The organism is Halopiger thermotolerans (assembly GCF_054654555.1).
This window is the reverse complement of sequence record NZ_BAAIEU010000003.1, coordinates 258650-271971: the sequence shown is the minus strand read 5'-3', so window position 1 is coordinate 271971 and position 13322 is coordinate 258650. Positions and strand designations below refer to the sequence as shown.

The following is a 13322-nucleotide window of genomic DNA, read 5'->3' as shown; positions in this document are numbered from 1 at the left end:
CCGATGACCGACAATACCCGCCACCCGACGACCGACGATGGCCGTCGACCGACGATCGGCGAAACTCGCCTCGAGGACGGTCGAGGATTCGACCGCTGGGGATTCCTCCTGTTCTCCCACGGCTGGACGTGGGGCTGGTGGAGCGTGCCGATCCTCGCGGAGTGGCACGTCTTCCGATTCCCGGGACTCGTCTTCTTGATCGTCGGCGGACTCGGCGTCACGATCGGCGGCGTCGTCATGACCTGGCACGTCGGCGGGCGGGCAGGACTCGCGGATCTGTGGCGGCGACTCGTCGACGTGCGACGGCTCTCACTGCGCTGGTTTCTGGTCGTGATCGCCCTCTTTCCGGCGCTCGCAGTGGCCGGCGCCGGCGCTGCAATCGTCGTCGACGGCGCGACGCAGCCGTTGAGCGCGGCACCGCTGCTGGAACTACTCGCCGAGCCGGTCGCGCTCGCCGGGACGCTCGCGGCGATTTTCCTGCTCGGGCCGTTCCACGAGGAGATCGGCTGGCGGGGTTACTGGCTCGATCGGCTCCAGTTGCGGTGGTCCGCGGCGACGGCCAGTCTCGTCCTCGGCGTCGGATGGGCGTCCTGGCACGCGCCGCTGTTCCTGATGGTCGGCTACTTCAGCAGCTGGGACTTCTCGCCGGATCCGATCTGGTTCGCGTTCAACATCGTTCTGGGATCGGTGCTCTACACGTGGCTGTACAACAATACCGACCGAAGCGTTCTCGCAGCGATCCTGTTTCACTTCGTCGGCAACGCCACGGGACAACTGCTCGAGCTCTCGCCGGCGGCGGATCGGTACCAGACGATCGTCACGGTCGGGCTCGTGATCGTCGTCCTGCTCCGGTGGGGGCCGGTGGATCTCCGACGCGGTGACGATCGGCCGCGGCCACCGTACTAATCGGGAACCGTCTTCCCGCCGATGCTGATCGATTGGTCATCAGCCGCGTCGTCCGACCGGTAGAAGTCGTCGTAGGGTTCGATCTCCTCGAGCCGCGGCGGTGCGGCCCGACGAACGACGAAGATGTCGTAGGCCTCGTCCTCGTCGATCCGTCCCTTGTCGCGGGCGTAGCGCTTTCGTTCCGGGACGACCGTCACCGCCGCAACGGCTTCCTCGAGGATGCGACCGTACGCAACGGCTCCGACGAGGGCGGCTTCCGTGAGTTCTGATCCGTCAAAGGAGACGACGAACGTCGTAGCCGGTGTCTTCACGCCCGTCTTAATAACTCCACGGGGCGGTCGGCAGCAACGACGATCCGCGAACGGCCGCCTGCTACGCGGTCGATACGCTCGAGGAGCGGTACTTCTCCCCGCTCGAGAGTACGTAGTTGACAACCGCTTGTTTCCGATCGGGGATTTACATACATACGTCCGTAATATAGTATAAATAAGACCCGACGTATGCCGGGTTCATCGATCCACTGCACCGAAGCAGTCGAAACAGTCAAGCACGATATAATTACCGGGAAAATACGGGCGGAGCAGTCTCGCGCTCGGTTCCGTATCGTCGCGAGCAGACGGCGACGCGTCCCCTCTAATTCGATGCCGAGCCACTTGAACAGCGGCGTTGGCTGCACTCGTGTGGGAACCACCACCAGCCATTATATTCGTTCTCGACAACTGCTCAAATATGACCGAACGAATTCTGGTGCCGTTCGACGGTTCTGAGCCGGCAGAAGCGGCGCTCGAGTATGCGTTTGAGACGTTTCCCGACGCGGCTGTCACGGCGCTGTACGTCGTCCCGGTCCCCGAAGGGTACTGGCGCGCCTTCGGCGCAGCCGAGGAAATCGACATGAAAGCGGGCCGCGAGCACGGCGCGGAGATCCTCGAGGCAGCGACGGCGATCGCACGGGAACACGACCGCGAACTCGAGACGGACGTCGAGACGGGTAAGCCAGAGCAGACGATCGTCAGCCGAGCGGAAGACGAGGCGTACGACACGATCGTTATCGGAAGCCACGGTCGAGAAGGCATCTCTCGAATCCTGCTCGGAAGCGTCGCGGAGAAGGTCGTCCGACGATCGCCGACGCCCGTCGTCGTCGTCAGATAACTGGTGGTCAGCTCCCGGAAAGTTCCAACGGGAAGGGAGACAAAGGAGCCCACCACTAGCCGTTTTGACACGTACGGCCTTCGCGATTGGACGCCGCTGTTCGACGGACGTGATTTAAGCGCCTGCTCGAGGTCGGACGCGCTCGTCTATGGTTTCGATCCTCGTGATATACGCGACCGGCGAAGGACAGACGGCGACCGTCGCCGAGCGCATCGGTACCGTTTTCGAAGACCGCGGCCACGATGCGACGACGATCGACGTCGATACCCGTCCGGCGGATCTCGAACGCCACGAGTACGACGCGGTCCTCGTCGGGGAGTCGATGAACGCTATTTTTCGAGGTGGGAACCGACTACCGAGCGGTCAGCAACGGGACGATTCGTGGTAGCGATGTGCGACTACGGAGAGGCCTCGAGCGCGGTTTCTTCCATCCGCTCGAGAGTCTCGAGGAACGCTTCGGCGTCGAGCGCCGCCATGCTACCGGTTCCGGCAGCGGTGATCGCCTGTTGGTAGTGCGGATCGGCGACGTCGCCGGCGGCGAAGACGCCCGCGACCGCCGTCTCAGTCGTCGCGCGGCCGGCGTCGTCGGTTCGAGTGTAGAGGTAGCCGTGCTCGTCGCGTTCGACGGCGGTTCCCTCGAGGAACTCCGTGTTCGGCGTGTGCCCGATGGCGTAGAACACGCCGCCGACCTCGACGGTCTCTCGGTCCACGTCGACGCCGTTCGCGGCTTTCTCGCTTGGGTAGCCGTCGGGATGGGAGACGAGCGTCGCGCCGGTGACACCCTCCTCTCGCGAGCCGTGGAGCGCCTCGAGTTCGGTGTTCCAGCGGAACTCGATGCTGTCGTTGTCGCGGGCGCGGTCGGCCATGATCTCGGAGGCGCGCAGTTCCTCGCGGCGGTGGACGACCGTCACGCTGTCGGCGAACTTCGCGAGGAAGAGCGCTTCTTCCATCGCCGAATCGCCGCCGCCGATCACGAGGACGTCGTCGCCGCGGTGGAACGCGCCGTCGCAGGTCGCACACGTCGAGAGGCCGTAGCCCATCAGCTCGTCCTCGTTCTCGGCGCCGACCCAGCGAGCGCTCGCGCCGCTCGCGACGATCAGCGCCCGCGTTCGCAGCCGGTCGCCGTTCGAGAGTTCGAGTTCGAACGGCCGCTCCTCGAGCGTCGCGTTTTCGACGGTGCCGTGAGTGAACTCGGCGCCGAAGCGCTCGGCCTGGTCCTTGCCGTTTTGGATCAGCTCCATCCCGCCGACGCCCTCGGGGAAGCCGAGGTAGTTCTCGACGTCGGTCGTCAGCGTCAGTTGGCCGCCCGGTTCGGGCCCCTCGAGCACCAGCGGCTCGAGGTCGGCTCGCGCCGCGTAGACGGCCGCCGAGAGGCCGGCGACGCCCGATCCGACGATCACCACGTCGCGAACGTCTGCGGTCGTGTTAGTTTCCTCGTTCATTCGGTGTACCTCTCGATCAGGGTCCGGAGTCTGGCTTCCGGCAGCGCGCCGGACTGCTGTTCGACCTGTTCGCCGTTCGCGAACAGGACCAGCGTGGGCACGCCGCGAACGCCGAACGACCCCGCGAGTTGCTGGTGCTCGTCGACGTCGACCTTCGCGATCACGGCCTCGGTCGTGCCCGCCAACTGCTCGAGGACGGGATTGAGCATCTGACAGGGGCCACACCAGTCGGCGTAGAAATCCACGAGGACGACGTCGTGCGCCGCCGTGACGTCCTCGAGGTGACTCTTCCCGTCGATGTAGACCGGTTCGTCGAGCGATTCCGCCGAAACGTCGTCGCGTGCATCAGTTGCCATCACTCCCACGTACGGAACGACACTGTTTAAAGGTTTTGTACATACTGTACAATACAGTGGCACCATATCCGAGGGGAGTCACCGGGTCGAATATGCCATACTGGACTAAATCGCGCACAGAGCGCCACTATGCCCCATTTCGATCCTTAAGAACAGCCTGACGCTGATTCAGCGATCAACACCACCCAGTTAGTTTTGTGCGAGAAGTAACAACTCCATTCGGCGGGTCGGTAGACCGCTCCGTGACACCCGTGCCGAAATGCGCGAAGTACCCGGCTCACGTCCCGACACGTGCGTCGTCGCAGATCGATTCGACGTTTGGGTCCCCTCCTGTCTCGTTCGCGGTCGGAAGTGCTCGACCGTCTCCGATCAGATGCCCACGGCCTGCAGCGTCCCGGCCACCGCGATTGCGTCGTCGATACCGTCGACCGCGACCGCCGACCCGTTCGTCCTCGAGACGTTTGGGCTCGCGGCCGCGTCCCAGATCAACGCCGCCGACCGAGGTCCGATTCGTGGAGTTCGTCCTCGGCTTGCCACGTTCGCGGTCGGGCCGCGACGACTACGGCGAGGACGTAGCCCGCGGCGACCGTCGCGGTGACGACGAGACCGGGAATCTCGCCCACGGCGGCGCTTTCGGGCCACGGCTGGCCGGCGAACGCGGCGACGCGGGTGATCCACGCACTGAGGATGATCGTGTACAGAAGCAGGTAGATCCGTCGGAGGCGGTGAGCGATCGCCTCCTCGGTGGAGATTTTGATCGTCGGACGTCGGTAGTCCCGACTCAGTTTCTCGTGCCACGACGGATCCTCGAGGCCGGCCGACGGGTCGAGTCCGTACGCGAAGACGTTCCGCTGAAGCGTCCGGACGCGTCCCCGCCAGACGTCGTAGCCTCGGTAGCGACGGGCCTCGATGATCAGGAACGCGGTCACCGCGGCCCCGCCGAGCAACACGACGTAGTGGGGGTTGTTCCGACTCGAGAACGCCCACGTCAGGACCGCGCTCATCACGACGATCGCCCAGTAGGTCGTCTGGTCGAGCCGTTCGCGCCAGAACTTCATCCGGTGGATCTCGCCGCGATACAGGTGCGCCAGGCTCGAACTCGGCCCCATCTCCGCCTCGAGCAATCCGCGGCCGATCTCGCTGTACTCGTCGTCGGTCGGGTCGTCGTCCGTCGTCGATTCTCGGTTCATCGTAGTCACCAGTATTCGATCGCGGTCGAAAGCACGGATGTCAGGCCGCGCAGTTGTTCGGCCCGAGCTCGAGTTCCGTCGCCTCCGAGTCGTCCTCGGGCGGCTCCGAACCCGTGTTGATCTCGATCACGCGCTCGTAGTTCGGCGGCTTCTCGGGCGCGTTCTCGACCAATCGGTCCACGAACTCGTCCTCGTCCAGCCCCAGCAGGCCGAGTTCGTCGCGGAGGTCCCCCAGCCGAGCGCCGATCAGTTCGCCGGGCGAGCCGACCTCGTATCGGTTGTCCGCCGTGACCGACACGTGGCCCGGGAGAATTTGCGTCTCGTCCGGGAGCTCGAGGATCGTCTCGTAAAGCGATTCGTAGAGTAGCTCGGCGCCCCTCGCCGCGTCTTCGTCGCCAAATTGCAGTTCCGTTCGGCCGACGGATTCGACGAACAGCGTGTCGCCGGTCAGCAGCGCCTCGCCGCCGACGAGGTAGTTGACCATCTCGGTCGTGTGTCCCGGCGTGTGCAGCGCTTCGATCTCGATCCCGCCGAGTTCGATCGTCTCACCGTCGGCGAGCGGTTCGTAATCGTACTCGACGTCCCGCTCGCTCGCGCGTTCTCCGAGGTGGTAGGGGACCTCGAGTTCGGCCGCCAGCGTCGGGCCGCCCGAGATGTGGTCGGCGTGGACGTGAGTGTCGAGGACGCCCTCGATCGTCAGCCCCGCCTCCTCGGCGACGATCTTGAACTGGTCCGTCTGTCGAGTCGGATCGGCGACCACGGCCGACTTCGCCGCCCTCGAGCCGACGACGTAGCCGAGACAGCCCTTCGCCCGCCGCTGCAGTTGCAAGACGACGAGGTCGTCGGTATCGGTTTCGGCCGGAACGACCTCGTAGACCTTGCTCCAGTCTTCCATGCCGCCTTTGACGACGGATACGTCGTCGTAGCCGCGTTCCTCGAGTTCGAAGCTGAACGCCGTCGACGTGAGCCCTTTCCCGCAGATGGCGACGATCGAGTCGCCGCCCCGGACGTCGTCGAGTTGCTCGAGTTGCTCGTCGCTCAGTTCCTCGCCGGGACCGAACGGGACGTTCGCCGCGTCATGGATCCGCCAGCCCTCGTAGCTATCTTCGGGACGCGTATCGACGAGCGTGAACGACTCGTTCGCGTCGATCATCTCCGCGAGCCGCTCGGGCGAAATTTGGTTCACCATTGGAATTACCCCACAATACTAGGTGGTGCGACGGTGAAGATAGTCTTCATCCCTGCATTGGCACCCTCGCTTCGCGCGGGATTCGAACGGGCGTCCCTCGCTTCGCGCAGCGCCGGAGAGCGACTCGAGCGCGGGACGACCGCCGGGTATCGATTTGCGTCCCCGCTCGGTGCAGTGTAACGAGGGAGACGGAACGATGATACGTGATGCGTTCATCGGTAGTCCCTCGACCTCGGATCGTCCCGGCGTATCAGGAGTACGTCGGCGGAGTGATGACCAGCGAGTCCCCGCGGTCCTCGCCGGACGCGTCGAGCGGCCACTCGTAATGGCCCGCGCGGGACGGTCCTGTCGGCGTCGCGACCGCTTCCCGCCAGCCGACACTCGTGAACGACCGACACCGACTCGCCGATACCTTGCGGCGGCAGAATCCGGAAGTGCCTTTCGTGATGGGCCCAATATTATACATGATGACGCTGGCTATCGACCCGACCCGAATTGACCCGGACGACATTGGTGCGAAACAGACGACCCTCGAGATGGACCACGAGGCGGCGATCGACCGCGTTCGCGAGGTGTTCACCGACGCCGGGTTCGGCGTCCCCGTCGAGTTCTCCCCCTCCGAGTTGCTCAACGAGAAGGTCGACGCCGACCGCGATCCCTACTACGTCCTCGGCGCGTGCAACCCCGACGTGGCCGACCGGGCGCTCGAGGCCACCGACGGGAAACTCGGCGCGCTGTTCCCGTGTAACGTCGTCATCTGGGAGGAAGCGCCGGGTCGACAGCGCGTCTACCACGTCTCGATCATGCGGATCGCGCGACTCGTGGGAATGGCACCGGACGACGACGAAATGGCCGATATCGTCGCCGAGACCGGCGGACTCGTCGATGAAGCATTCGAGGAACTGTAACCATGGGCTACCACACCTTCGACGCCGAGCAAGCGGACAAGCTGGAGGAGGCCGGACGGCGATACCGGTTCGTCTCGGCCGAGGAACTGCTGTGGGCGCTCTCGCCCACGCCGGAGGCCACCGTCGCCGACCTCGGCAGCGGGACCGGGTTCTTCACCGACGACGTCGCGCCGCACGTCGGCGAGGTCTACGCGGTCGACGTTCAGGAGGAGATGCACGAGTACTACCGCGAGAAGGGCGTTCCGGAGAACGTCGAGCTCGTGACCAGCGACGTGAGCGACCTCCCCCTCGAGGACGACGGCGTCGACGCCGCGTTTTCGACGATGACCTACCACGAGTTCGCCAGCGACGACGCGCTCGCGGAGGTTCGGCGGATCCTCGCACCCGGCGGCCGCTTCGTCGTCGTCGACTGGTCGGCGACCGGGTCCGGCGACCACGGCCCGCCGGTCGACGAGCGCTACAGCCCCGACGAGGCAACTGACGCGCTTCGCAATGCCGGATTCGCGATCGAACACCGGGCCGTCCGCCCGGAGACCTTCCTGCTGATCGCGACGCTCGAGTGAGACGCGGCGAACGAATACGATCGACGGGTCAAAGGAGCTCTCGCGGCGGCGTTCAGCGACGAGCGCGACCGGTCGAACGTCGGACTGCTTCTCTCCGTCTCTTAAACCTTCAAACCGCTTCGTGGCCGGAGCTACCAGTCGAACTCGAGGTGTAACCTCACACCGACGACCGGGTCGGTGACCCCCGATCACGCGAACAGGACGGGGAACATCGCCACGGCGCCGGCAACGAACCCGACGAGGAGTTCGTATCGACCGTGGTTCGGCAAATCCGCGCCGGTTTCCAGCGCCTCGGGGACGAACTCCGTCGCGACCAGATAGACCATCGCACCGGCCGCGAAACCGAAGCCGAAGGGCAGGAACGCCTCGGCCCAGGAGACGAACGCGAACGCGATGACGGCGCCGATCGGCTGGGGGAGACTCGAGAAGACCGCCGCGCCGACCATCCGCCAGTTGGACAGTCCCATCGCTCGCATCGGAATGGCGATGGCGGTCCCCTCCGGAACGTTGTGGATCGAGATGGCGACCGTCATGAACACCGCCAGCAGCGGGATCGAAACCCCGAATACCGAAATCCCCGCTTCGAGACCCAGCTCGGCGAACGAGACACCGACTGCGACGCCTTCGGGAAAGCTGTGAACCGTGAGGATGCCGAGAATGAGCACGAGTTTCTTCAGGTCGGCCGCGGCGAACGCCGTCGCCTCGAGCGGCGGGTCGTTACGACCGACGCCGTTCGCCTGTATCTCTGCGGATTCGGACACCTCACGGTCGTGCTCGTCTTCGCGGTGGCGATCACCGCTACCGAGATCGACGCTGTCGAGAATCCGATCGGAGACTTCGACCAGTACGACGCCCGCGAGCACTCCGCCGACCAGGAGCGTCGGAAATCCGCTCGAGGCGTATGCGAGTCCCTCGTCGGCGAGACCGAACACGGACACCGTCACCATGATCCCCGACGCGACGCCCCATAGACCGACGTTCCACCGATCGCTGAACTCGTCAACGAAGAAAAACGGAATCGCCCCGAGTCCCGTCGCGAGTGCGGTAACGAGGCCCGCGACGAACACGATGACGAGGTTTTCCGCGAATGCCATACATAATGTTTGGGAGAGAAGGTAAAGTAATCTTCCGAAGTGTGAAATAGATTTTGGTTAACCTAAAGAGTCGCGATCGGCAGATTCCATCGTCGGTGTCGAGGTCCGTGCGAGTGGTTCTGGACACAGGTGTTCGAACCGAGTTCGAATGCTCGACACCGGGATCGGACTGAGGTCGGTATTTCTCTTTTCGACCTCCGACTGGCACTGCTCGAGAAGGCTATCGGGAGAATATTCGGTAGCGTAGCACTGAAGGGCGAAAACGTCGAGCTGGAGGCCAGAGCGTCGCCGTCCGATCGGTTACTGGGCCGGAATTTCGGTGTCGGCCTCGGCGTGTTCGTACTTGTCCTCGAACTCCTGGATGAGCTGGCCCATCTTCGCGTACCAGTCGTTCAGCTTTCGCTGCATATCGTTCGCGATCTCGGTGGGATCCGTGGGGTAGTAGACGTGGTAGTAGCCGCCCTGATCGTAGTTGATCTGCTCCTTCTGGATGAAGCCGCTCTGGAGCAGTCGTTGAATCGAGCGGTACGCGGTCGAGCGCTCGCGGTCGACCTGCTCGGCGACCTCGTCGATCGTCAGCGCTTGCTCGCTCTCGACGAGCACGCGAAAGCACTCCTTGTCGAGTTGCTTGAGCCCGTGGATACACTCCAGCAACCCTTCGCACTCCATATCCTGCTGTAGTAGTTCTACCATCGAGTTAGCCATTTTACTATCTCACGGTAGGGACCGCACCGGTATAAGGGTTGTGTGGGTATTGTGCAATCTCGGTGAGCCGACATCGGCCGGGGGAACGGCGTCGACGTCGTCAGTCTGCGGAGGTCGCAGCCGCGTTCGACCGCTTTCGCATCGTCGCGATCGTGCCGTAGATCACGGCGCCGCTGACCAGCAGCGCCGAGAGCATGATCAGCACGAAGGCGACCGTCTCCAGCACGGGCATTCCGAGGGGGCCGGCGGCCTGCCGGAAGGCCACCGCGACCGAGCCGCCGAGGAGCATCAGTCCGAAGTAGACCTTGATGTCGCCCTCGTCGACGATGCTGGTCGCCGCCGAGCCGATGCGGGCGCCGAGCGCGCTGCCGGCCAGCAGGGGCGCGACGATCGAGAGGTTGACGCCGCCTTCCATCCCATAGATGTAGGAGCCGACCCCGCCCGAGATGACGATCTCGAACAGGTCGGTTCCGACCGCGATGGGCACCGGGACGCCGATCAGGTAGAACAGCGCGGGCATGCGGATGAAGCCGCCGCCGACGCCGAGGAAGCCCGAGAGGAGTCCCGTGGCGAACGCGACCCCGAGGATCATCCACAGCGAGACCTGAATGCCCCCGGAGAGGGTCATCATCGGTGGCACCCGGTAGGACTGAATTTTCTTGGCGACGTCCGGGATGTCGTCCGGATCGATCTCCCGGTCGGCGGCTCCGTGGTGGCCGCCACCGCTGTCATCCGATCCCTCGGCCGTGAGTGCGTTGTAGGTGACGAACAGCCCGATCGCACCCAGCAGGAAGACGTACGTGACGCCGATGACGCTCCCCGCGAGACCGAGGTCCTCGAGGTAGTATACCAAGATACTGCCCACCTCGATACCGACGGTCGTCCCGAGGACCATCAGGGCGCCGAGTTTGTAGTCGACCTGCCCGAGATCGCGGTGTTTCAGCGTCGCGATCACGGCCGTCCCGAAGACGAACGCCATACCGCTCCCGACGGCGACGCTGGTGTCGTACCCCATCACGAGCAACGCGGGCGTGACGAGGAACGACCCGCCCATGCCGAAGAAGCCGAACAGGACGCCGACCATGAAGCCGAAGCTAACGAACAGTGCGAGCGTCGTCAGTGCGATTCCGAAGGGCTCCATCTATGCGTGTTTGATCCGTTCGACGACCGGCGTTGCGACCCGCTCGAGCGCGCCGTATCCCACGTAGAGGACGATCGCCTCGAGGAGGACGGCGCCGACGAGCGCGGCGGCCTGTGCTGCTGACGAAGACGCTGCGAGGTCGATCATCGGTATCGACCTCCGACGTTCGATTGTGTGCGAATCATGGATTTCTGCTCGGTATCGACTACCCGGAGGAGGTGTATAACGCTTTTGGGAATAGCACACAATATTACTGCAATCTATCTCACCGCTATCCAACGGAAATATTTCGATAAGTTATGGAGATACGAGGGGGCGAACGGCTGTCACTCGACCCGCTGGGGCGCGGTCGACATGGGTGACGCGGGATCCGTCCTAGATGTATCTCATATTACAGGTTGTCAGCGCGAACACCGAATCGGTCGGACAGCTCATCCGCGGCGGACACACCGCAATTGTATTGCCCCGTCAAAACAATATTATGCTAGCGACACCTACGAGAGGTATGAAAGCGATCTGTGCGACCGAAGATGTGAGGGTACTCAAAGCCCATGAGCAGCCTCGAGAAGTTCCGTCAACCGCTGGACGAAGCGCGCAGCGGGCGCCCCGTCGACCACATCGTGGTCGAACGTCACCGTGAGACTGAGGTACTCTCGAGGTTCGATCTCCCCGTCGACGACGCCCGGCTTGGTGGCGATCCCGCCGACAGTTAGCTGAAGCGTGTAGTTCGTCGGGCTGATTCCCCAGCCGCCGCCCTCGCCGAACATTCCCACGGACGTTACGGCGACCGTGCCCGCGATGCGTTTCCAGCGTCGCGGAAACGCCTGCGGAAGTCGCCAGAACTGTCGCCGGACGATCCCAGGAAGCCGCATAGCCAGGGACGCCCACGGCGACTGCGGTCTTTCCTCTGGGTACTGCTGTCGCGTCCGAATCTCGTCGTGAATCGACCGCAGTGACCGGCGATTCGCCGCCCGGACGACGTGAGGGACGCCGATGCGCTCACCGTCGACCGCCGTTTCGATGATCACGTTCACGTCGACGTCGTCGAACGAGATCAGCCGCCCCCGCCAGTCGCGGTACGCCTGAACGTGGGGATGGTCGTCGATCGCTCGCGCCAGACAGTACACGAGAAACCCGGTGAACGAGAGCCCCTCTCCAGTTTCGGCTTTCCGTTCGCGGATACGTCGTCGGGCCTCGGTTACGTCGACCTCGACGAGTCCGTGAACGACGCTGCGCCGGCCGGCCACCCGCATGTAGTCGATCGTCCCTCGACGCTGGAGGGGGAGCGGCTCGACTGTCTCGCCGTGCTCGTTCATGAGGCTTCGTCGGAAGGACGATCCCGTCGGACGGTTCGAGTTCCGTCGGGAGTCGTACAGGTGCGGATCGGACGGTCGCGGCTGTCGGACTCGCGCTCGACGAGCCACGCGCGACCGGCGTTCGACTCCGGTAGCATAGCCACCCAAACGGGAACCGCGAGGGTAGTCGTTGCGGTGCAAACGTGTGGTGTTCCAAGCCCCTCATCGCAGCCACACCGTCAGCTCGAGACTGTCACCACCAACGCCCGCCTCCGGCGACTGCTGCGTCTGTACTCGTGTTAGTCGGCACCCGCCGGGGAAGCGTCAGCCGCGGCGTGCTTGCTTCGCCAGACGCCCTGCAGGTAGGCGCCGGTGAACATGCCGGCGAGCGCCCACAGGATGGTGACGTTGCCGACTCCCAGGCTGGCGTAGGCCGCGCCGGGACAGATCCCCGACAGGCCCCAGCCGACGCCGAAGATCGCCCCGCCGACCAGGACGTTCCGGTCGAAAGGCTTCAGCCGGCGTTCGTACCGGTTGCCGGTCAGCGGCGCGGTATCGCGAATCCGGGGCATCACCGCAAAGGCGATCCCGGAGACGATCGCCGCGCCGAACATCACGAACAGCAGCCCGAAGTCCTCGAACTGGAGGAAGTCCAGGACGACCTCCGGTCGCGCCATCTGGCTGAACCCGAGGCCGAACCCGAAGATCAGGCCGCCGACGAGGATCAGCGGCATGAACAGGGGGTGTCGGTCCCGGCTCACGGGTCGTCACCTCCCCGGTCGCGGCTCCGAGATCCGCTCGTCGGTTGCATCTCGCTCATCACGGACTCACCCCCAGTGCCGCGACGATCTGAGCGGTCACGATCGCGACCGTCAGGAACGTCACTACGCCGACGAGCGAGGTCTTCGACGCCGAGCCGACGCCGCAGACGCCGTGGCCCGACGTACACCCTTTCCCGATCCGGGTACCGATCCCGACCAGGATGCCGCCCAGGAACAGCCGCCACGGCTGGACGCCCGTCGACCAGAGCGTCACGCCGCCGACCTCGTACAGGTCCCCAGTCGAACCGGACTGGTAGAGCGACGTCGTGATCACGCCGGACTGGACCGTCGCCGCGAACGCCAGCGCGCCGAGGATGATCCCGAGCGTGAAGACGATGCGCCAGTCGCGGGACGAGACGTACCGCTGGAATCGCGGCCGGTCCGAGACGTACGACAGCGTAGACTCGAGGAACGTGCTCGCTCCGGCTGGGATGCTAGTTCCGACGTAGATGACGACCGTGCCGAGGCCGACGAGCAGTCCGCCGACGGCGTAGCGACTGATCCCGTTGGGGAACAGCTCTGCGGCCAACTGAAGCGGTACTGGATCAGCTACCATCACTCGG

17 protein-coding genes are annotated in these 13322 nt (G+C 64.5%); 5 read left to right on the top strand and 12 right to left on the bottom strand.

Annotated features, from left to right (window positions below):
- Nucleotides 1-3: 3 nt before the first annotated feature.
- Nucleotides 4-906 carry a CPBP family intramembrane glutamic endopeptidase gene (locus ACYQ26_RS06550; protein WP_459808063.1) on the top strand — a complete coding sequence of 301 codons (903 nt, stop codon included), beginning with the start codon at nucleotides 4-6 and terminating at the stop codon, nucleotides 904-906.
- Here ACYQ26_RS06550 and ACYQ26_RS06545 read toward each other — a convergent pair.
- Nucleotides 903-1217, bottom strand: coding sequence for a hypothetical protein (locus tag ACYQ26_RS06545; protein WP_459808062.1), 315 nt, complete (start codon nucleotides 1215-1217; stop codon nucleotides 903-905). The genes ACYQ26_RS06550 and ACYQ26_RS06545 overlap by 4 nt on opposite strands.
- Nucleotides 1218-1635: 418 nt before the next feature.
- Between ACYQ26_RS06545 and ACYQ26_RS06540 the strand changes: the two genes are divergently transcribed.
- Nucleotides 1636-2055 (top strand): universal stress protein, encoded by a 420-nt coding sequence (locus ACYQ26_RS06540; protein WP_459808061.1) that lies wholly within the window; start codon nucleotides 1636-1638, stop codon nucleotides 2053-2055.
- A gap of 148 nt (nucleotides 2056-2203) precedes the next feature.
- A complete protein-coding gene (locus tag ACYQ26_RS06535; RefSeq protein WP_459808060.1) occupies nucleotides 2204-2443 on the top strand; it encodes a flavodoxin domain-containing protein in 240 nt (79 codons plus the stop codon).
- Nucleotides 2444-2453: 10 nt separating this feature from the next.
- Here the strand turns inward: ACYQ26_RS06535 and ACYQ26_RS06530 are convergent, their stop codons facing one another.
- From ACYQ26_RS06530 to ACYQ26_RS06515, 4 genes are all read right to left on the bottom strand, one after another.
- Complete coding sequence (locus tag ACYQ26_RS06530; protein WP_459808059.1) at nucleotides 2454-3497, bottom strand: NAD(P)/FAD-dependent oxidoreductase; 1044 nt, start codon at nucleotides 3495-3497, stop codon at nucleotides 2454-2456.
- Nucleotides 3494-3853, bottom strand: coding sequence for a thioredoxin (gene trxA / locus ACYQ26_RS06525; protein WP_459808058.1), 360 nt, complete (start codon nucleotides 3851-3853; stop codon nucleotides 3494-3496). The genes ACYQ26_RS06530 and trxA overlap by 4 nt, the downstream gene beginning before the upstream one ends.
- A gap of 485 nt (nucleotides 3854-4338) precedes the next feature.
- Nucleotides 4339-5043 carry a DUF2270 domain-containing protein gene (locus ACYQ26_RS06520; RefSeq protein WP_459808057.1) on the bottom strand — a complete coding sequence of 235 codons (705 nt, stop codon included), beginning with the start codon at nucleotides 5041-5043 and terminating at the stop codon, nucleotides 4339-4341.
- Between the two features lie 40 nt (nucleotides 5044-5083).
- Entirely contained in the window at nucleotides 5084-6232 is a 1149-nt protein-coding gene (locus ACYQ26_RS06515; protein WP_459808056.1) for an MBL fold metallo-hydrolase, read from the bottom strand.
- A gap of 467 nt (nucleotides 6233-6699) precedes the next feature.
- Here ACYQ26_RS06515 and ACYQ26_RS06510 point away from each other — a divergent pair, with 467 nt between their 5' ends.
- A complete protein-coding gene (locus ACYQ26_RS06510) occupies nucleotides 6700-7140 on the top strand; it encodes a DUF302 domain-containing protein (protein ID WP_459808055.1) in 441 nt (146 codons plus the stop codon).
- A gap of 2 nt (nucleotides 7141-7142) precedes the next feature.
- Nucleotides 7143-7703 (top strand): class I SAM-dependent methyltransferase, encoded by a 561-nt coding sequence (locus ACYQ26_RS06505; protein WP_459808054.1) that lies wholly within the window; start codon nucleotides 7143-7145, stop codon nucleotides 7701-7703.
- Between the two features lie 188 nt (nucleotides 7704-7891).
- Here ACYQ26_RS06505 and ACYQ26_RS06500 read toward each other — a convergent pair whose 3' ends face one another.
- The 7 genes from ACYQ26_RS06500 to ACYQ26_RS06470 form a co-directional block, all read right to left on the bottom strand.
- A complete protein-coding gene (locus ACYQ26_RS06500; RefSeq protein WP_459808053.1) occupies nucleotides 7892-8797 on the bottom strand; it encodes a ZIP family metal transporter in 906 nt (301 codons plus the stop codon).
- Between the two features lie 300 nt (nucleotides 8798-9097).
- Nucleotides 9098-9502, bottom strand: a complete 405-nt coding sequence (locus tag ACYQ26_RS06495; protein ID WP_459808052.1) for a helix-turn-helix domain-containing protein — start codon at nucleotides 9500-9502, stop codon at nucleotides 9098-9100.
- Between the two features lie 100 nt (nucleotides 9503-9602).
- Entirely contained in the window at nucleotides 9603-10643 is a 1041-nt protein-coding gene (locus ACYQ26_RS06490; RefSeq protein WP_459808051.1) for a sulfite exporter TauE/SafE family protein, read from the bottom strand.
- Entirely contained in the window at nucleotides 10644-10790 is a 147-nt protein-coding gene (locus ACYQ26_RS06485; protein ID WP_459808050.1) for a DUF7512 family protein, read from the bottom strand.
- Nucleotides 10791-11185: 395 nt separating this feature from the next.
- Nucleotides 11186-11959 carry a 2-oxo acid dehydrogenase subunit E2 gene (locus ACYQ26_RS06480; RefSeq protein WP_459808049.1) on the bottom strand — a complete coding sequence of 258 codons (774 nt, stop codon included), beginning with the start codon at nucleotides 11957-11959 and terminating at the stop codon, nucleotides 11186-11188.
- 278 nt (nucleotides 11960-12237) lie between these two features.
- Entirely contained in the window at nucleotides 12238-12699 is a 462-nt protein-coding gene (locus tag ACYQ26_RS06475; protein WP_459808048.1) for a YeeE/YedE family protein, read from the bottom strand.
- Nucleotides 12700-12757: 58 nt separating this feature from the next.
- Nucleotides 12758-13315: a YeeE/YedE family protein gene (locus ACYQ26_RS06470; protein WP_459808047.1), complete on the bottom strand. Its 558-nt coding sequence runs from the start codon at nucleotides 13313-13315 to the stop codon at nucleotides 12758-12760.
- Nucleotides 13316-13322 lie beyond the last annotated feature (7 nt).

Excerpts from the sequence above, each read along its gene's own strand:
- ACYQ26_RS06505 (WP_459808054.1), top strand. The coding sequence starts at position 7,143 with ATGGGCTACCACACCTTCGACGCCGAGCAAGCGGACAAGCTGGAGGAG.
- ACYQ26_RS06520 (WP_459808057.1), bottom strand. The coding sequence starts at position 5,043 with ATGAACCGAGAATCGACGACGGACGACGACCCGACCGACGACGAGTAC.
- ACYQ26_RS06535 (WP_459808060.1), top strand. The coding sequence starts at position 2,204 with ATGGTTTCGATCCTCGTGATATACGCGACCGGCGAAGGACAGACGGCG.
- ACYQ26_RS06530 (WP_459808059.1), bottom strand. The coding sequence starts at position 3,497 with ATGAACGAGGAAACTAACACGACCGCAGACGTTCGCGACGTGGTGATC.
- ACYQ26_RS06510 (WP_459808055.1), top strand. The coding sequence starts at position 6,700 with ATGACGCTGGCTATCGACCCGACCCGAATTGACCCGGACGACATTGGT.
- ACYQ26_RS06480 (WP_459808049.1), bottom strand. The coding sequence starts at position 11,959 with ATGAACGAGCACGGCGAGACAGTCGAGCCGCTCCCCCTCCAGCGTCGA.
- ACYQ26_RS06540 (WP_459808061.1), top strand. The coding sequence starts at position 1,636 with ATGACCGAACGAATTCTGGTGCCGTTCGACGGTTCTGAGCCGGCAGAA.
- trxA (WP_459808058.1), bottom strand. The coding sequence starts at position 3,853 with ATGGCAACTGATGCACGCGACGACGTTTCGGCGGAATCGCTCGACGAA.
- ACYQ26_RS06500 (WP_459808053.1), bottom strand. The coding sequence starts at position 8,797 with ATGGCATTCGCGGAAAACCTCGTCATCGTGTTCGTCGCGGGCCTCGTT.
- ACYQ26_RS06490 (WP_459808051.1), bottom strand. The coding sequence starts at position 10,643 with ATGGAGCCCTTCGGAATCGCACTGACGACGCTCGCACTGTTCGTTAGC.
- ACYQ26_RS06495 (WP_459808052.1), bottom strand. The coding sequence starts at position 9,502 with ATGGCTAACTCGATGGTAGAACTACTACAGCAGGATATGGAGTGCGAA.
- ACYQ26_RS06550 (WP_459808063.1), top strand. The coding sequence starts at position 4 with ATGACCGACAATACCCGCCACCCGACGACCGACGATGGCCGTCGACCG.
- ACYQ26_RS06515 (WP_459808056.1), bottom strand. The coding sequence starts at position 6,232 with ATGGTGAACCAAATTTCGCCCGAGCGGCTCGCGGAGATGATCGACGCG.
- ACYQ26_RS06485 (WP_459808050.1), bottom strand. The coding sequence starts at position 10,790 with ATGATCGACCTCGCAGCGTCTTCGTCAGCAGCACAGGCCGCCGCGCTC.
- ACYQ26_RS06470 (WP_459808047.1), bottom strand. The coding sequence starts at position 13,315 with ATGGTAGCTGATCCAGTACCGCTTCAGTTGGCCGCAGAGCTGTTCCCC.